The following is an 18355-nucleotide window of genomic DNA, read 5'->3' as shown; positions in this document are numbered from 1 at the left end:
ACTTTATTATTATATTTTTAACCCCGTCCCAAATTTAGAACGGGGTTATGTTTGCTGGCTATAAAGCAGCACCTTTCCCGCGCTCCTCCCTAAACTGCACTCCAAAAGTATCCGCTGTAATCTCATCAGCTTTTGGCAATGCTCGTAATTTCGGATGAAGTAGCCATACGAGAGAAATAAATAAAATACCGATGCTAGCGAGTGCGAAAATGAGTTGGCTACTAAATACATTTGCAGTGTATCCGCCAATTAAAGAACCGATCGGCATAGCAATTGTGCTCATACTTCGCATGACTGAATTGATGCGGCCAATATATTGATTTGGAATTACAATTTGGCTAATTGTCGCAAATAATATGTTGGTTGCACCAATTGGAATCCAAGCTAGGCCGAATAAGAGAATAGATAGCCATTGAAACGGTACGATTGTAGAGAGAAACCAAAAGGTAGCGCCAGTCGCAAAGCCAATAATAGAGACACGGCCAACATTACGTTTACCAACCCATGAACTGAATAATGCACCGATGAGACTACCTGCTGATATAGCAGCTAAGAAGAAGCCATATGATTTCACGCCCCCTAAAGAATCAGCGAAAGAAGGGAGTATGGCCATCGTCATACCAATTGAAAAATTAGCGACAACGGAACCGATTAAGAATACGCCCATTAAGGAACGGAAGACGATTGAAAAACCTTCTTTTAAATCAGAGAAATATTGTTTAGTTGAAAGTGTTGTACCTGTTTCGGTTTGCTTTGGTATTTTCAATGAAAAGAACAAAAGGGCAGTAATCGCGAATGTGAAAGAGTCAATTACATATAAAGTGATCGCGCCAAATAGTGCTACTAATATTCCAGAAAGCGTCGTACAAATTAAATCAATGCCTTGATACGCAAATGAGAAGAGAGAGTTTCCTTTTAATAATTGTGTTTTATGCAGTAGAAGTGGTAAAGCTTTTGACTGTGCAGGATAGGCGAATTGTTCGATAAAGGCTACGATGGGCATGATGATGAGTAGTAGTTGGACTGTTAATAGGTCGAAGTAGTGTGTAATAGGAATGATTAATATAAGAATGCATTGCAAAACTTGTGTGATGACGAGGGTGTTTTTAATTGGCCATCTATCAACGAATGGGCCGGTAAGAAATTGTAATGCAGAAGGTAGTAACGTAAGGAAACCAGCCAATCCAGAATAAAAAGGATTACCACTTAGCTTATATACGAGCCACATTGCTGCTACGTAGTACAAGCTATCTCCTATGTTTGTAAAAATTCTCCCTAAAAATAATAAGAGGAAATTCCGGTTTTTCAATATGTCCATTTAATCTACTCCTTTATAAGAAATTTATTCGGTAAAATATATTTGACCGTTTATGTAAAAAAAAATCGTATTACGATTTTTCTTCTTCTTTAACAAATTGCTGCATTGTTCTCTCTGCGATTTGAAGTGCAGTAGTAGAAATGTAATAAGATTTACTATTTGGATCTTTATCCGCGTCTTTTGCGATTTCATTTAATTCAGCCATCAATTGATGAAATTTTTTCACCCACACTTGAAATTGTTCTGGCGTAGCATCAAACTCCCAGCAAGATGAAACGTAATTCCACTCAGCCGGGTCTTCACTTTCTTTTCTTAATGTAAAAGCTTCTTCGGGTGCAGCAAGAATATGACTTTTCGTTCTTTCCGTCATTTGTAAAAAGATTTGGCGACCTGATTCACTTACTATTTCTAAATGAGGTAATAGTTCGGCAGCAGGGGTAAAGCCTTTCGCGACAGATTGATAAAACTTTTGAATAATCCCATTCTTTTCTTCTGTATAAACGATCTCTATAAGACCATTCTTTTCTAATTCTTTTAAATGATAATGAATTTTCGCCCTTGAAATGCCGAATTTCTCAGATAGTAATTGTCCAGTATAAGGACGTTCGCATAGACGTATCATCATTTCGGCACGTAGTGGATCGCTTAATGCTTTTAGTTGGCTATAAGTAGTTAGTGTTAATACGGGCTTCAAAATGATCAACTCCTTAAATTAAATTACTCGGTCAATATTATTTGACTGAATTGTATCAAGGATCTCAAATATTTTCAATACTTTCTGAAAATTTAATCTTAATCTCTGTAATCTTCTGTTCATATTCCGTTCATATTTCTTTTTTATGATAAGTGCATAGAAAGAAAGAGGAAGGAGCGAGCGAAATGTTTTTAGCTCTGCGTGAATTAAAACAATCAAAATTAAGATACGGATTAATCGGATTGATTATGGTGTTATTATCATTTTTAGTCCTTGTTATTTCAGGATTAGCAAATGGATTATCATATGATAATGCTTCATCGATTCAAAATATGGAGGCAAATAAGTTCGTTTTAGCAGATGATGCGGAAAATAAATTACTTCGTTCACAAATTAAGAAAGACGATGTAGATAACGTAGTAAGTCAAGTAGGCGAGAAAGAGGCAGTTCCGTTTCGTGTGAAAGTTTCAACATATGAAAAGAAAGATAGCTCGAAAAAGGTTGATATCGCTATTTTCTCAAGCGAACGAGATTCATTTTTAGAACCGAACATTGTAAAAGGGGAGAAATTAGGTACAGCAAACAACGAGATGGTTGCTGATGAATCGATTAAAGAGAAGGGAATCGATATTGGAGATACAATTATCGATCCTGTTTCAAAGAAAGAATTTACAATCGTCGGATTTACGAAAGATCAAATGTTTAGCCATACACCAGTCGTTTATGTAAATGAAGACGTATGGGGATCTATTTCACAACCAAACCAAAAAGATTATAGTGCAATTGCACTTAACACAGATAAAGAAATTAAAAATGCTCACGTTATTGATAAAAAAGAAGTACTGCAAAGTATTCCAGGATTTAAAGAAGAGCAAGGAACATTAACGATGATCATTGCGTTCTTACTTGTGATCGCTGCGTTATTAATTGGTGTATTCTTCTATGTTATTACACTACAAAAAACACAGCAATTAGGTGTATTAAAAGCAATTGGTACAAAGAACTCATATTTAGCAAATAGCTTAGTCGTACAGGCGTTATTCTTATCAGTCGTTGCGATGGTAATTAGTATCGTTCTTGTACAAGGGTTAGAACAAATTTTACCAGCGGGTATGCCGTTCTTATTAACAACACCGATGATTGCACAATACGCAGCAATCTTTATCGTAATTAGTATTTTAGGAACACTTATTTCGTTATACCAAGTATTAAAAGTTGATGCATTAGAAGCAATTGGAGGCGGGATGTAATGACTTCATTATTGAAATTAGACAAAGTAAGTAAAGTGTACGGAGAAGGGAATACGGAAGTAACAGCCCTTCATCCGATGTCGCTTGATGTGAAAGCTGGAGAGTTTATCGGAATCGTCGGTCCTTCTGGATCAGGGAAAAGTACATTATTATCAATCGCGGGTGCACTATTATCACCGTCAAAAGGGGATATTTACATTCGTGAGCAAAATATTACGAAGCTATCAGAAAAGGAAATGACAGACATTCGTTTGAAAAAAATCGGCTTCATTTTCCAGTTCGCAAATCTTGTTCCATATTTAAATGTGAAAGAACAATTACTTTACATTGCTAAGTTAAAAAAAGAAAGTAAACAAGAATCAGAAAAGCGTGCGGATCATTTATTAGCGGCATTTGGATTAGGAGAAAGAAAAAATCATTATCCAAATCAACTATCTGGTGGGGAAAAACAAAGGGTAGCAATTGCTCGTGCGTTCATGAACAACCCAGATTTAATATTAGCGGATGAGCCAACGGCAAGCTTAGACTCAAAACGCGCACGTGAAGTTGTTGAAATGATGAAACGTGAAGTGAAAGAGAGCCAAAAAGCAGCAATTATGATTACACATGATGAAAGAATGCTTGATGTATGTGATCGTATATTGACGCTTCGAGATGGACAGTTAATATAAAAAAAGGAAAACCGTACATGTATGTGCGGTTTTCCTTTTTTTAATGGATTTATTTAGAGAATAACGTTTTAATTTTATTACGAGTAAGTAATAAAATCCCGCCTAATACAGATAGCATTCCTAGAGCCATATTGTTTGATTGCTCGCTACCAGCGTTAGGAAGTTCTTTAGCGTTATTGTTTTTAGTACCATTATCTGCTTGCGTTTGTTTAGACTGTGATACTTCATTAATCTTGTTATCAACATTTTGCTTCGTTGTATGTAACTCAGCTAATTTGTCGTCAATTTTTTTCTCAGTATGCTTAAAGTCGTTGATTTTAATATCTAAGTCTTGTTTTTTCTTTGTTAAATCGTCTGAAACAGTTTGTTTCGATTGTTTAATTTCGTTAATTTTATTTAGTAAATCTTCTCTAGCCTTTTGTAATTCAGCTAGTTTGTTTTTTACATCTTGTTTAGCTAGTTCTAAGTTAGCGGAAAGACTGTCTAAATTGCCTTTAATTTTCTTAAGTTCCTCTAACGTGTTACCAGTATTCGGCTTGTTTTCTTTTAGTTCAGCTAGTTTGTCTTCAGCAGTTTGTTTCGCTTTCTTTAACTCAGCTAATTTTTCATCTACTTGTTTTTTAACTTCCTTAAGTTCATTAACCTTTTGATCAATGTTCTCTTTATGTTGCTTCATTTCATTCACTTTTTCATCGACAGTTTGTTTATGTTCTTTAATCTCATTCACTTTGTTATCGATATTTTGTTTATGCTCTTTTACTTCAGCAACTTTATCTTCTACTTGTTTTTTATGCTCTTTAATTTCAGCGATTTTATCTTCGGCGATTTGTTTGTCTTGCTGAAGTTTTGCATCTAACTCTTGTTTATGTTGTTTAATCTCGTTAATTTTTTCATCAGCAACTTGTTTACGTTCATGTAGTTCATTCACCTTCGTATCAACATTTTCCTTAACTTTGTTAAGTTCATTTAATGTTTGATCCACGTTTTCTTTGTGTTGCTGTAATTTCGCATCTAACTCTTGTTTATGTTGCTTAATTTCAGCTAATCGATCTCCCGTACTTTGCTGAGGAGTAGCATCATTTACTTCCGCATGAGTAGAGTTCGCGCCAGCAATCATTGCTAAAGCTAGTGTAGACGCAGCAATTGTTTGTTTTGTTTTCATATTTTTGTACCTCTTTTCTTTCATATGCATGAGCTGTTTTGTGTAAAATTGAGCATATAGAAGTAGATTCTTCCATCATTATATACCATCTGTGCCGCCTAGAGGAAGTATTTACATAATAATCTATGATTATGTAATTTTTATAATCTCTTATTTGGGGTAGGGGAGTACTCTTTAGCAAATGTAGTTTTTCCAACTGTAATGATAACTAATCTTTTCATGACGCCCTCCATTTGTGTTGTTATAAACTGGAATATTCGGTGTAGATCGAAGTCTTCCTGCTAGAGATTACAAAAATTGTTGGAGCGTAGCAGGCTGGAAACTTGACAAAAAAACTTATTTATGCTATAATTTACCAATATAAAAATAAGGTGTATAATAGGGTTCTCCTGGCCAGGGGAACCCTATTTTTGTTGTGAAAATGAAGGAGAGTGTATGTGCGTGAAACAAGGTGAAGCAAGTGTAACGTCGTTAGTATCAGCTTTCAGCAGGGCATATCATAGTGAATTTGATAATCCGAAAATCTTTGATGATTATGTAGCTAAAGAGTTCATTTCGCCAAAAGAACGAATTAATATTGAAACGAATATGGTTCAAGGAATACATTTCTTCAATACAGACATTGCACAGCAGTTTCAAGATAATCCACAAGAAATATTAAAATGGATTACACAAGTGCAATTATCACCAACACCTTTAGCACGTGCGGCATATTGTGAAAGAGTATTACTACACGAGATTACGCTGGGAGCGAAACAATACGTCATACTCGGTGCAGGCTTAGATACGTTCAGTTTTAGACACCAAGAATTAGAAAATAAAATAGAAATATTTGAAGTGGATCATCCTTCTACGCAGGCGTTTAAGAAGGAAAGAATAAAAGAAACAGAACTTGAAGTTCCAAAAAACCTTCATTTTGTTTCAATGGATTTTACGAAAGGATTTTCCTATGAACAGTTACGCAATGAAGGATTTGAACATAAAAAGACTTTCTTTAGCCTTTTAGGTGTTACGTACTATTTAACGAAAGAGGAACTTGCTAGTTTAATAGAGTGCTTGTTTGAGATGGTTACAGAAGGGAGTTCTATCGTTTTCGATTATCCCGATGAAAATTTATTTACGGAAAAAGGGTTGTCTAACCGAGTTGAAAATATGGTAAAAATGGCTGCAATAGGCGGAGAACCGATGAAGTCATGTTATTCTTATCGCGAAATGGAAGCATTGTTAGAGAATTCAGGTTTACTCATTTATGAGCACTTATCACCAGAGGATATAAATACATTATATTTTGCCGGAAGAAATGATTATTTGAAAGCTTTCGAGACGGTATATTATGTGCATGCGGTGAAGAGGTAGATGATTTGTGGGCATGGAGAGGAATCTCTGTGTCTTTCTTTATAAAAAAGGAAATGAGATGTAGTGGTGGGAAATATATTTATATAATATGTATGAATTGATTTTTTGTAGAAACTAAAGGAAAGGGGAAATAGAAGATGTTGAAATTACAAGGGAAATACAATGAAGCAAAAGTGTTTACTACGAATGTAGAAAAAACTGCAGCAGGTCAAATTATTGATCTTTGTAACCAACAATTCGTAAAGGATAGCAAGATCCGTATTATGCCAGATACACATGCGGGCGCAGGTTGTACGATTGGGACAACAATGACAATTCAAGATAAGATTGTTCCTAATTTAGTCGGGGTTAACTAAGCGGCTCAGACTTTAAACTACTCACTCAATTGACTGGAAACCCTAACGATAAAAGGCGAGGGCAATCAGCAGCCAGTGGTTATGGTGACATAATCGAATGGTTCAGAGACTTGTACGATGTTAGCAGACTAAGGTACAGAATTATTCCTCATCCATTTTGAATTGAAGAGGAATAATTAATACGGTGAGCCTACAGTAGAGACTGCATATCTCGATGACTGTAGAGAAGGTATAGTCCACTCTTTCAGGAAACTGAGAGGTAAGTACGATATTGGTTGTGGCATGGAAGTTGTTATGATTAATAAGAAAAAAGAGGAAATCAACTTCGATCACTTAGACGAAACGATACGCAAATTTGTCCCAAGTGGTTTTCGTATTCGAGATAAGGAACATAGATTTTCAGAAATGATTGATTTTGATAGTGTAAGAGCCCCGTTTACATTGCAACGTGCTCAAAAAAGTATTGGTACGCTTGGAGGGGGCAATCATTTTGTCGAACTGAATGAGGATGATAAAGGAAATGTATACATTGTCATTCATAGTGGTTCGCGTAATTTAGGGAAACAGGTAGCAGAGTATTATCAAAACTTTGCTTACGAGCAACTTATAAACGTTAAATCTATTAAAGAAGAAATTATTGAACGTTTAACGAAAGAAGGTAGACAACAAGAAATACATGAAGCTTTACGTGGAATTAAGAAACCGGTGATTCGCAAAGAATTAGCTTATTTAGAAGGACAAGGATTTAAAGATTACATGAATGATATGAAAATTGCTCAAAAATATGCGGAGTTAAATCGTAAAGCAATGATTGATGAAATCGTCACTAAAATGGATTGGAAAGTAACAGATCAATTCACTACAATCCATAACTACATCGATATGGACAATATGATTCTAAGAAAAGGTGCTATTTCAGCTCAGAAAGATGAACGAGTAATCATTCCAATTAATATGAGAGACGGTTCTATCATTGCATTTGGTAAAGGAAATCCAGATTGGAACTTTTCTGGCCCTCATGGAGCAGGACGTATTATGAGCCGTAAGAAGGCGAAAGAAGTACTTAACTTAGAGGATTTTCAAAATACAATGACAGAGGTTTGGACTACATCTGTTGCAGAAAGTACTTTAGATGAAGCGCCAATGGTATATAAGCCAATGGAAGAAATTATTGAGAATACAAAAGAAACAATTGATATTAAACATATTATTAAGCCACTTTACAATTTTAAGGCAAATTAAAAGAGGAGTAATGTTTATTAAAGAAAGAGAACTTGAAAAGATAGCATATTTTGTGGCGGTTATATAACAGAGATTAAAAAGACAACATATTAAACTAAGAGATTCATCATATTCATTTACATTTATGTAATGTAAATGGCTAGAAAGCTAGATTGGCGTGAATCGCGAATTGTGGAGTGCAAAAAACAACAAAATCTCTTAAAAAACACTTAATTTTTTACTCCATCTATCTTTACAATCCCTCTTTATAATGTGAATTGGACAAGCACCTAAGAGAAAGCAGAACATGTCAGTTTGTACATTCTATTATTAGGGGGAGAATTTGTATGAAAAAGACAGTTGCTTCGTTAGCAGTTATGGCGGCATTATTACCGACGTTTTCAGTGCATGCGGAAGGGAAAGAGCAAGCCCGAAAATCAGCTACAACTTTTAATGTTATTAGTGATATTCAAGGTGATTTAGGGGATTTTGATCATGTGCTAAAAGATATGAACAAAGTGACGCCACTTTCTAGAGCGCTTATTATGAATGGGGATATAACGCCGACTGGACAACAGTCACAATATGATGATGTAAAGCGTGTGTTAAATAAAAATAAGCATCCAGAAAATGTATGGTCTACTGTTGGGAATCATGAGTTTTATGCTGGTAAATGGACAGCAGATGGAAAACTCTCTCAAAGTACATGGCCAAATGGTGTAAATGAGGAAACTTTATTTAACCGCTATCTGAAATTTAGTGGACAAGAAAAGGTATATCATAAAAAAGAATTAGACGGTTATCCGTTTCTATTTTTAGGAACGGAAAAATATATGAAATACCACGATTCAAAAATGTGGGACGAAGTATATATGAGTGATGAGCAATTAGGTTGGTTAAAACAAAATTTAGAAGAGTACAGTCAAAAAGATAAAAATAAGCCAATCTTTATTTTCTCTCATCACGTTTTACCTGATACAGTATCTGGATCAAGACAATCACCATATTTACAAGATTATTTAAACGTGGATAAATTGTACGATATATTAAAAGACTATCCGCAGGTCGTTTTCTTTACGAGTCATACGCATTGGGATTTAAACTTACCGGACTGGGCTGGTAAAAAGAAAATTGCAGGCGGAGATGAAAAAGGTTTCACTGTTGTAAATACGGGCGGGATTGAAACAGGCTGGATGTCAGCAGGACCGAATGGAGGAGAGAAAACTGCTCCAGATGGCTATTCATTTAAACAAGGGTTACAAGTGAAAGCATATGGTAACGATGTAATTGTGACAGCTTACGATTACAAACGTGATAAGGATATAAAGAAGTTATTAATTAGTGATTCAAAAATTGCGCAGATGGCACCAAATGTAATGGCAGATGATCGTAAAAATATAATTGTCGGTGCAAATGAATATATGGAGTATTCTATAGAAGGAACGAATGAGTGGCATACGTATAGTAAAGCAAACCCTCCGAAATTTGATGGAGATAAAACTGTATACGTACGCCATAAAGGTGAAATGAATTTAGAGCCGGGATTAACGCAGTTACTTCGTTTTTCGGTAAATAAGTGATTGGAGGGAGTCTGCATTTGAATGTGTGGGCTCTTTTTTTGTTGATGAGAAAGGGGTTGCCTGTCTGTCGTTTTTTGTCGATAGATCGATATATTAAGAAAATCGTTGATATACTGCAAGTTACGATCGATATATTTGAAAAATCGTTGATATATTGTAAGTAATGAACGATATATTTAAAAAATCGTTGATATAAATTTCATGTACCGTAATTAAGTTAAAATCATTAATACGGTTTTACTTATCAAAATGAAATTCTAATACATTTTTAACCGAGAAAGATGACTTCACCATTTTTACGTGTAATAATAGTAACGTTACATATATTGTGAAAGAAGTGCAAAAGGAGCGTTACAATGAATTTAGCTAAATTCCCGAGGAAAAAATATACAGAATTATATACACCAATTGAAAAGTTAAACAACTTTTCTGAAGCACTTGGTGGTCCGACTATTTATTTTAAACGAGATGATTTACTTGGTTTAACAGCCGGTGGCAATAAGACGAGAAAGTTAGAATTTCTAGTTGCAGATGCACAGGAAAATGGTGCAGATACATTAATTACAGCTGGTGGTATTCAGTCAAATCATTGCCGCCTGACACTTGCTGCTGCGGTAAAAGAAAAAATGAAATGTATTCTTGTATTAGAGGAAGGGCTTGAGCCAGAAGAGAAGAGAGACTTTAACGGAAACTATTTCTTATATCACTTATTAGGTGCTGAAAACGTCATTGTTGTACCGAACGGAGCAGACCTGATGGAAGAAATGCATAAAGTAGCAAAAGAAGTAAGTGAAAAAGGAAATACACCATATGTAATTCCAGTTGGTGGATCAAACCCTACAGGCGCTATGGGATACGTTGCTTGTGCGCAAGAAATTATGACGCAATCATTTGAGCAAGGAATTGATTTCAGTTCAGTTGTTTGTGTAAGTGGTAGCGGCGGTATGCATGCTGGTTTAATTACTGGTTTTTCTGGAACACAAAGCCATATTCCTGTAATCGGGATTAATGTAAGTAGAGGAAAAGCTGAGCAAGAAGAGAAAGTAGCAAAACTTGTAGATGAAACTTCAGCACATGTTGGTATTCCAAACTTTATCTCGCGCGACGCTGTTACGTGCTTTGATGAATATGTAGGACCAGGCTATGCGTTACCAACGCCGGAAATGGTAGAGGCAGTTCAGTTACTTGCGAAAACAGAAGGTATTTTACTTGATCCAGTGTATACAGGTAAGGCAGTAGCGGGATTAATCGACTTAATTAGAAAAGGTAATTTTAATAAGGAAGACAATATTTTATTCGTACATTCAGGTGGTTCACCAGCTTTATATGCGAATACTTCTTTATTTGCGTAAGTGTAAAAAGCATTGGGTATCCAATGCTTTTTTGTTATATACTGGAATTATCGAGAGGTAGGAGGATGATATGAATTCAAATTTAAAATGGATTATATATACGGTACTCGGCATTTCTATTCTATTAATCTTATTTGTGGCTTATGGGGTGTATTCTTATTTTACATTTTAAAAGCGTGATGGAAGTGAACCATAATGTAATGTATGTTATAGTTTGATATGTTAATTAATTACAATACTTTCCACAAGGAGAATACATAATGAGAGCAAAGAAACTAGTAACGTTAGCAGTTCCATTTATGCTGTTAGTCGGATGCGAGGTAGGAGATAAAGATTCTACTCATAAGACTGAGCAAACTAGTAAAGCAATAACAATACTTTCCGAACAACAGTATCCGTACTACATATGTGAGCAAGTGGTAGAGTTCCAATTTAAGAAGGATGAACTATTACTAAACTTAGGAGAATCCTTAAAGGATAAAGAAAAAGCAAAAGCTGTTTTAAAAACATCAAACGAGATAGATAAAATTTTAGATAATATGGAACACATAAAAGTACCTGATACATACAAAGACATTCACAAATCCATACAAGAAGGGGTAACAGAGGTAAGAAAAGCAACGAAGTTAATTAAGGATGCTGGTAAAGAAGATAAACAGAAGATTCAAGAAGCTGCAATGAAAGGTACTGAATTTTTATCAGGTGTAGACGGAGAGCATTGGAAAAAAGCAGTTTATGAGTTATCACAGGAAAACAAAGATGCTTATAGTAAGGCACTTGATAAGAAAGTAAAGGAGTACTCAAAGTAAAACAGTAACTTGTAACAATACATATCCACCTAAAATTTCCGCGAATGCTATGCTAGGAAGTTAGGTGGGAGATTACTGTCCTTAAATGTGGCTGATTAAAGCTACAGCCACATTCTCCTGTTCTAATTAACTAAAAGAAGAACTTCCCCATCCCGATTAAACTACTGATCATTCCTATTCCACTCATGGTGCCTTTTCCTGCTGTAAGTAAGTTTCCAAGCAGTCCTAGCTGACCGTTACCTCCGTTATTTCCCCATCCCATTGGGGCCCACGGACCACCCCATCCTGGAGGGTTTCCAAAAACACCCGAGTTATTGGTATTGAAATGAAAAGGCTTGGCTGGCGGCGATAGTAAAGCTGCAAGATGACCTTGTGCGAACATCCCTGTATGATTGAATGGTTGCGCCCAGGGGAAGGGAGGTTTTTGAAAATTAAAACCTGCATGCCCTGGTAATGGAGTCCAATTAGCAGGGTGACCTTGTGGTATTATCCCTGCATAATTAATTGGCTGCTGCCCCAAAGAGAAGGGAGGAGGTTGGGGATTGAACCCCGTATAATTGGCTGATGAATCCCAACTAACTGGATAAACTCGGTAACTCCAATTCTCAGGAAGCTTCAAATCATTCATTACCTCAGATTTAGTTATTTCGGGCTGTGAATATAATGAAATTTGGTTATTATATTGTTCCCCGTTTCTCTGTGACTTCAAATACCAATATTGGTGCATACACTAATTCCCCTCACTTTAAAAATGTAATGTTAGACTTAGCCTATGTAATATTCCTTTTTTGGGATGGTTACATAACTAGATCTACAAGCCTGTATTTAAAGGAATGGGTGCGTGGTCTTGTTGATTTTTCTCACTGCCTGTAAAATTTCCATTGATTTAAAGTTTCAATTTATTTTAGAAGGGTATTTTCAGTTGCTTCTTTTTGTATTTCAGCCTAATTTAAATTCCGTTAACAAACGTTTTTATAAAGGTTTCATCAACAAAAAGATTTTAAAATGGTATGTTGAGCAAGTGGAATTGCTAAAAAGAGAATATCCATTCGAAGAGTTTGGCAAAATACTGCAAGGGTAATGTTTTCTTGTGCAAATATGTAAACGATTTAAACGAATCAATGAAATTTATAATGAAGGGGCAATTAAATATATGAGTGAAACATTACATAAAAGAAAACCACCATATTTAATGCTTGTAATCCTTTTTATTGGGGCATTTGTTTCATTTCTAAATAACTCCCTTTTAAATGTAGCCTTGCCATCAATAATGAAAGATTTAAACATTCAAGATTATTCAACGATCCAGTGGCTTTCTACAGGGTATATGCTTGTAAGTGGTATATTAATTCCGGCCTCAGCATTTTTAATAACGCGTTTTTCAAATAGGAGCCTATTTATTACATCTATGGTGATTTTTATTCTTGGTACTGCCTTAGCGGCTGTAGCACCGAATTTTGGTTTATTACTTACTGGTCGGATGGTTCAAGCGGCAGGCTCTTCAGTTATGGGACCTTTGTTAATGAATATTATGCTAGTAAGCTTTCCGAGAGAAAAAAGGGGAACAGCAATGGGGATTTTTGGACTAGTTATGATTACAGCTCCAGCAATTGGACCGACACTATCAGGTTATATTGTAGAGTATTATGACTGGCGTTTGCTTTTTGAAATGATTTTACCATTAGCAATCATTAGCTTACTGTTAGGGATTTGGAAATCTGAGAATGTCATGAAACAAAACAAAAATGCAAAACTTGATTATCTCTCATTACTATTATCTTCTGTCGGTTTTGGCGGTCTGTTATATGGATTCAGTTCTGCAAGCTCCGATGGCTGGACGAATAAAGTTGTCTTAACAGCCTTAATCATAGGCGCTATTGCCTTAATTGCTTTCATTATCCGTCAATTAAAAATGGATGAGCCGTTATTGGATTTACGTGTTTACAAGTACCCAATGTTTGCACTTGCGTCTGTAATTGCAATTGTTAACGCGGTGGCCATGTTTTCGGGTATGATTTTAACACCAGCTTATGTACAAAACGTCCGTGGTATTTCGCCGCTGAGCTCTGGGCTGATGATGCTTCCAGGTGCGGTAATAATGGGGATTATGTCACCAATTACAGGTAAACTATTTGATAAATATGGTCCTCGGATTCTTGGCATAGTAGGGCTTTCCATTACAGCTGTTTCAACTTATATGTTGGCAAGTCTGCAAATTGACTCTAGTCATACACATATTATTCTTATTTATACACTGCGGATGTTTGGGATGGCGATGGTGATGATGCCACTTATGACAAATGGTCTTAATCAATTGCCAACTCGCTTAAATCCGCACGGTACAGCTGTTAATAATACAGCTCAACAAGTGTCCGGTTCCATTGGTACTGCTATTCTTGTTACGATTATGAACTCTGTAACAAAAACAAAAGCTGAAAGTTTAATGTCTCATATAGATCCAACAACCTTCACAGAAACTACGAAGGCAATAGTAACTCAGAAGGCTTTATTATCCGGAATTCAATATTCATTCTATGTAGCGCTTGGCATGAATGTTGTTGCACTACTATTAGTTTTTTTCGTTAAACGTGTAGACACAAGTGCGGAAGCCGTCGAGAAGTTAAATCGGTAGAGAAGAATAAAACGTTAGATAATGATTCCTACAAGTTGTTTGCTGATTAGATAAACTATAAAGAAATACAAATTTTTGCTACTAAGGCGCCGGTATTTAAAATGGGAAAAGAACTGAAAGAAGCAGTGACATAATTATATAGTGAAAGAGGACCTGATGTTCATATCAGGTCCTCTTTCATTAGTAACACGGTATATTGCTTATTGTATTGGTTTAACTAAACCACTGATTTTTCAAATACTACAATCTTAAGCTCGTCAACTTCTCTATTTTGGGGTGTTTTAGAAGAAAATGAATCAAAATAATCATTTTTATGAACAAATACAAGAGATGAGATCCGTTTGCAATTTCTCATAAACATTACAAGTTTAGATTATCTTTTAATACCAACATTAAAAGGCTCCAACTATATTTATTCGCTTCATTTTAATTTAGTATTTTTCTACAAGTTATAAATCTAATTGCCAAGCTTATACGCAATATCATAATCATGAATAGTTAGGGAAAAGATAAAATAAGGTAATCAATTACATATCTTTATTTCATGCTTTTTTGAAAGGGTGTTTTTAATGGAAAAAAAAGTATCTGCCATTCCTCAGCCGAAAACATATGGACCGCTGGGTAATCTCCCATTAATCGATAAAGATAAACCGACCCTATCCTTTATCAAGATAGCGGAAGAGTATGGTCCCATTTTTCAAATTCAAACTTTAAGTGATACCATCATTGTCGTTTCTGGACATGAATTGGTAGCAGAAGTTTGTGACGAAACACGGTTCGATAAAAGTATAGAGGGTGCTTTAGCAAAAGTTCGTGCCTTTGCTGGGGACGGATTATTTACTAGCGAGACTCACGAGCCTAACTGGAAAAAAGCTCATAATATTTTGATGCCTACATTCAGCCAACGGGCAATGAAAGATTACCATGCCATGATGGTCGATATTGCTGTACAACTCGTTCAAAAATGGGCACGGCTTAATCCGAATGAAAACGTAGATGTTCCGGAGGATATGACACGTCTTACGTTAGATACAATTGGTCTATGTGGTTTTAATTACCGATTCAATAGCTTTTATCGTGAGACCCCTCATCCTTTTATTACTAGCATGACCCGTGCTCTAGATGAGGCGATGCACCAATTACAGAGGCTGGATATAGAAGATAAACTCATGTGGAGAACGAAACGTCAATTTCAGCATGATATTCAATCTATGTTTTCTTTAGTAGATAATATTATTGCTGAACGTAAAAGTAATGGGAATCAGGAAGAAAATGATTTACTTTCCCGTATGTTAAATGTGCAGGATCCGGAAACTGGTGAAAAATTAGATGATGAAAACATCCGTTTCCAAATTATTACTTTTTTAATAGCTGGGCATGAGACAACAAGTGGATTGTTATCTTTTGCAATTTACTTTTTATTAAAGAATCCGGATAAGTTGAAAAAAGCCTATGAAGAAGTAGACCGTGTTTTGACAGATTCTACTCCAACATACCAACAAGTTATGAAACTGAAGTATATACGGATGATTTTAAATGAATCGCTACGTCTATGGCCTACCGCTCCAGCATTCAGTCTCTATGCAAAAGAAGATACAGTGATTGGCGGGAAATACCCAATTAAGAAAGGAGAAGATCGTATTTCTGTTCTTATTCCACAGCTACATAGGGATAAAGATGCATGGGGAGACAATGTGGAAGAATTCCAACCTGAACGATTTGAAGAGCTAGATAAGGTTCCTCATCATGCTTATAAGCCATTTGGAAATGGCCAGAGAGCATGTATCGGTATGCAATTTGCACTTCATGAAGCCACTCTTGTAATGGGAATGCTTCTTCAACATTTTGAATTAATTGATTATCAAAACTATCAGCTGGACGTAAAACAAACATTAACGCTAAAGCCCGGTGATTTTAAGATTAGGATTCTACCCCGAAAACAAACTATTAGTCATCCTACTGTTCTTGCATCTACAGAGGACAAGCTGAAAAACGATGAAATTAAGCAGCACGTCCAGAAGACACCTTCTATTATTGGGGCCGATAATCTTTCACTTCTTGTTCTGTATGGCTCGGATACAGGTGTAGCAGAAGGTATTGCAAGAGAATTAGCAGATACAGCTAGTTTAGAAGGAGTTCAAACGGAAGTGGTAGCTCTTAACGATCGAATTGGAAGTTTGCCAAAAGAAGGAGCGGTACTTATTGTGACTTCTTCTTATAATGGAAAACCGCCAAGTAATGCAGGGCAGTTTGTGCAATGGTTGGAGGAACTAAAACCAGATGAGCTAAAAGGGGTTCAATACGCAGTTTTTGGTTGTGGAGATCATAATTGGGCTAGTACCTACCAACGGATTCCAAGATACATTGATGAGCAAATGGCTCAAAAAGGAGCAACAAGATTTTCTAAACGCGGAGAAGCAGATGCAAGTGGTGATTTCGAGGAACAGCTTGAGCAATGGAAACAAAACATGTGGTCTGATGCGATGAAGGCATTTGGATTGGAGCTCAACAAAAATATGGAAAAAGAGCGCAGTACTTTGAGTCTGCAATTTGTCAGTCGTCTTGGAGGATCTCCTCTTGCACGAACATATGAAGCAGTTTATGCATCTATACTAGAAAATCGTGAACTCCAATCATCCAGCAGTGATAGAAGTACACGACATATCGAGGTATCTTTGCCAGAAGGCGCTACATATAAAGAAGGAGACCACCTTGGAGTGTTGCCAGTTAATAGCGAGAAAAATATCAACCGAATTTTAAAACGTTTTGGATTAAATGGGAAGGATCAAGTTATACTGAGTGCAAGTGGACGAAGTATAAATCACATACCTTTAGACAGTCCTGTTAGTTTATTGGACCTTCTTAGTTATAGTGTTGAAGTTCAAGAAGCTGCCACTCGAGCACAAATACGAGAAATGGTAACATTCACAGCATGTCCTCCTCATAAAAAAGAATTGGAAGCATTATTAGAAGAAGGAGTTTATCATGAACAAATATTAAAGAAACGGATTTCAATGTTGGACCTTCTTGAAAAGTATGAGGCTTGTGAAATCCGATTTGAACGCTTTTTAGAACTTCTCCCTGCGCTCAAACCGCGTTACTATTCTATTTCAAGCTCTCCACTCGTTACACACAATCGTCTGAGCATTACGGTCGGTGTTGTTAATGCACCTGCATGGAGTGGGGAAGGGACATATGAAGGAGTCGCTTCTAATTACTTAGCTCAGCGTCATAATAAAGATGAGATTATCTGTTTCATTCGAACGCCACAATCAAACTTTGAATTACCTAAAGATCCAGAAACACCAATTATTATGGTTGGGCCAGGTACTGGAATTGCACCATTCCGTGGATTCTTGCAAGCGCGTCGTGTTCAAAAGCAAAAAGGTATGAACTTAGGACAAGCGCATCTATATTTTGGTTGTCGTCATCCTGAAAAAGATTATCTTTATCGTACAGAACTAGAAAATGATGAAAGAGATGGATTAATCTCTTTACACACAGCTTTTTCTCGTTTAGAGGGACATCCAAAAACATATGTACAGCATTTGATAAAACAAGATAGAATCAATTTAATTTCGTTATTAGATAATGGAGCTCATCTTTATATATGTGGTGATGGAAGTAAAATGGCTCCGGATGTAGAAGATACCCTTTGTCAAGCATATCAAGAAATTCATGAAGTCAGTGAACAAGAAGCAAGAAATTGGTTGAATCGTGTGCAAGATGAAGGGCGATATGGAAAAGATGTTTGGGCTGGTATATGAATGTTTCTTAATTAGATACATATTAACTAATGAACTTCTTTCGAATAAATTTCACTTTATTAGTATAGTGTATTTAGATGAATAGTGATTAACCAGATTATTTAGTATCTACTAAATAAAAAACAGGACCTGATAACATCTATCAGGTCCTGTTTCACATAGACATTATACATCGATATTTTCCACA

14 protein-coding genes and 1 pseudogene are annotated in these 18355 nt (G+C 36.0%); 11 read left to right on the top strand and 4 right to left on the bottom strand.

Annotation, left to right across the window (positions count from 1 at the left end; all coding sequences use genetic code 11):
• Nucleotides 1–58: 58 nt before the first annotated feature.
• A complete protein-coding gene (locus C3Y97_RS15870; protein WP_098212722.1) occupies nucleotides 59–1318 on the bottom strand; it encodes an MFS transporter in 1260 nt (419 codons plus the stop codon).
• Between the two features lie 70 nt (nucleotides 1319–1388).
• Nucleotides 1389–2012 carry an ArsR/SmtB family transcription factor gene (locus C3Y97_RS15865; RefSeq protein WP_000805787.1) on the bottom strand — a complete coding sequence of 208 codons (624 nt, stop codon included), beginning with the start codon at nucleotides 2010–2012 and terminating at the stop codon, nucleotides 1389–1391.
• A 185-nt stretch (nucleotides 2013–2197) separates the two neighbouring features.
• On the opposite strand from C3Y97_RS15865, the gene C3Y97_RS15860 reads away from it, so the two are divergent.
• Nucleotides 2198–3262: an ABC transporter permease gene (locus tag C3Y97_RS15860; protein ID WP_000477773.1), complete on the top strand. Its 1065-nt coding sequence runs from the start codon at nucleotides 2198–2200 to the stop codon at nucleotides 3260–3262.
• Nucleotides 3262–3933, top strand: coding sequence for an ABC transporter ATP-binding protein (locus tag C3Y97_RS15855; RefSeq protein ID WP_000202606.1), 672 nt, complete (start codon nucleotides 3262–3264; stop codon nucleotides 3931–3933). Before C3Y97_RS15860 ends, C3Y97_RS15855 begins: the two co-directional genes overlap by 1 nt.
• Before the next feature lie 49 nt (nucleotides 3934–3982).
• Here C3Y97_RS15855 and C3Y97_RS15850 read toward each other — a convergent pair whose 3' ends face one another.
• Nucleotides 3983–5095 (bottom strand): LPXTG cell wall anchor domain-containing protein, encoded by a 1113-nt coding sequence (locus C3Y97_RS15850; RefSeq protein ID WP_000851034.1) that lies wholly within the window; start codon nucleotides 5093–5095, stop codon nucleotides 3983–3985.
• A 435-nt stretch (nucleotides 5096–5530) separates the two neighbouring features.
• Here C3Y97_RS15850 and C3Y97_RS15845 point away from each other — a divergent pair, with 435 nt between their 5' ends.
• The 6 genes and pseudogenes from C3Y97_RS15845 (at nucleotide 5531) to C3Y97_RS15820 (ending at nucleotide 11769) form a co-directional block, all read left to right on the top strand.
• Nucleotides 5531–6451: a class I SAM-dependent methyltransferase gene (locus C3Y97_RS15845; protein ID WP_002204744.1), complete on the top strand. Its 921-nt coding sequence runs from the start codon at nucleotides 5531–5533 to the stop codon at nucleotides 6449–6451.
• A 137-nt stretch (nucleotides 6452–6588) separates the two neighbouring features.
• Nucleotides 6589–6804: pseudogene (locus tag C3Y97_RS15840) on the top strand (RtcB family protein); the annotation flags it as partial.
• Nucleotides 6805–7089: 285 nt separating this feature from the next.
• Nucleotides 7090–8049 carry an RtcB family protein gene (locus C3Y97_RS15835; RefSeq protein WP_000454383.1) on the top strand — a complete coding sequence of 320 codons (960 nt, stop codon included), beginning with the start codon at nucleotides 7090–7092 and terminating at the stop codon, nucleotides 8047–8049.
• A gap of 326 nt (nucleotides 8050–8375) precedes the next feature.
• Nucleotides 8376–9608 carry a DUF4073 domain-containing protein gene (locus C3Y97_RS15830; protein ID WP_000754287.1) on the top strand — a complete coding sequence of 411 codons (1233 nt, stop codon included), beginning with the start codon at nucleotides 8376–8378 and terminating at the stop codon, nucleotides 9606–9608.
• Nucleotides 9609–9964: 356 nt separating this feature from the next.
• Nucleotides 9965–10960, top strand: coding sequence for a D-cysteate sulfo-lyase (gene cuyA, locus C3Y97_RS15825; protein ID WP_001046574.1), 996 nt, complete (start codon nucleotides 9965–9967; stop codon nucleotides 10958–10960).
• A gap of 260 nt (nucleotides 10961–11220) precedes the next feature.
• On the top strand, nucleotides 11221–11769 hold the full coding sequence (locus C3Y97_RS15820; protein WP_001201797.1) for a hypothetical protein: 549 nt from the start codon (nucleotides 11221–11223) through the stop codon (nucleotides 11767–11769).
• Nucleotides 11770–11899: 130 nt separating this feature from the next.
• Here the strand turns inward: C3Y97_RS15820 and C3Y97_RS15815 are convergent, their stop codons facing one another.
• Nucleotides 11900–12496 carry a hypothetical protein gene (locus tag C3Y97_RS15815; RefSeq protein WP_136363515.1) on the bottom strand — a complete coding sequence of 199 codons (597 nt, stop codon included), beginning with the start codon at nucleotides 12494–12496 and terminating at the stop codon, nucleotides 11900–11902.
• A 114-nt stretch (nucleotides 12497–12610) separates the two neighbouring features.
• Here C3Y97_RS15815 and C3Y97_RS15810 point away from each other — a divergent pair, with 114 nt between their 5' ends.
• The 3 genes from C3Y97_RS15810 (at nucleotide 12611) to cypD (ending at nucleotide 18168) form a co-directional block, all read left to right on the top strand.
• Nucleotides 12611–12850: a hypothetical protein gene (locus tag C3Y97_RS15810; RefSeq protein WP_000243464.1), complete on the top strand. Its 240-nt coding sequence runs from the start codon at nucleotides 12611–12613 to the stop codon at nucleotides 12848–12850.
• Between the two features lie 72 nt (nucleotides 12851–12922).
• Complete coding sequence (locus C3Y97_RS15805) at nucleotides 12923–14401, top strand: DHA2 family efflux MFS transporter permease subunit (protein WP_000005110.1); 1479 nt, start codon at nucleotides 12923–12925, stop codon at nucleotides 14399–14401.
• A 569-nt stretch (nucleotides 14402–14970) separates the two neighbouring features.
• Entirely contained in the window at nucleotides 14971–18168 is a 3198-nt protein-coding gene (gene cypD / locus C3Y97_RS15800) for a bifunctional P-450/NADPH--P450 reductase (RefSeq protein WP_136363514.1), read from the top strand.
• Nucleotides 18169–18355: the final 187 nt, after the last annotated feature.

Origin of the sequence: Bacillus sp. DU-106 (assembly GCF_004799705.1) — a bacterium.
Classification (GTDB): domain Bacteria; phylum Bacillota; class Bacilli; order Bacillales; family Bacillaceae_G; genus Bacillus_A; species Bacillus_A cereus.
The sequence above is the reverse complement of the archived record's forward strand: the minus strand, read 5'-3'. Positions and strand labels throughout refer to the sequence as shown.

Bases quoted from the DNA above. Each gene is read 5' to 3' on its own strand.
- C3Y97_RS15860 (WP_000477773.1), top strand. From the start codon at position 2,198: ATGTTTTTAGCTCTGCGTGAATTAAAACAATCAAAATTAAGATACGGA.
- C3Y97_RS15830 (WP_000754287.1), top strand. From the start codon at position 8,376: ATGAAAAAGACAGTTGCTTCGTTAGCAGTTATGGCGGCATTATTACCG.
- cypD (WP_136363514.1), top strand. From the start codon at position 14,971: ATGGAAAAAAAAGTATCTGCCATTCCTCAGCCGAAAACATATGGACCG.
- C3Y97_RS15850 (WP_000851034.1), bottom strand. From the start codon at position 5,095: ATGAAAACAAAACAAACAATTGCTGCGTCTACACTAGCTTTAGCAATG.
- C3Y97_RS15820 (WP_001201797.1), top strand. From the start codon at position 11,221: ATGAGAGCAAAGAAACTAGTAACGTTAGCAGTTCCATTTATGCTGTTA.
- C3Y97_RS15845 (WP_002204744.1), top strand. From the start codon at position 5,531: ATGTGCGTGAAACAAGGTGAAGCAAGTGTAACGTCGTTAGTATCAGCT.
- C3Y97_RS15805 (WP_000005110.1), top strand. From the start codon at position 12,923: ATGAGTGAAACATTACATAAAAGAAAACCACCATATTTAATGCTTGTA.
- C3Y97_RS15855 (WP_000202606.1), top strand. From the start codon at position 3,262: ATGACTTCATTATTGAAATTAGACAAAGTAAGTAAAGTGTACGGAGAA.
- C3Y97_RS15835 (WP_000454383.1), top strand. From the start codon at position 7,090: ATGGAAGTTGTTATGATTAATAAGAAAAAAGAGGAAATCAACTTCGAT.
- C3Y97_RS15870 (WP_098212722.1), bottom strand. From the start codon at position 1,318: ATGGACATATTGAAAAACCGGAATTTCCTCTTATTATTTTTAGGGAGA.
- C3Y97_RS15815 (WP_136363515.1), bottom strand. From the start codon at position 12,496: ATGCACCAATATTGGTATTTGAAGTCACAGAGAAACGGGGAACAATAT.
- cuyA (WP_001046574.1), top strand. From the start codon at position 9,965: ATGAATTTAGCTAAATTCCCGAGGAAAAAATATACAGAATTATATACA.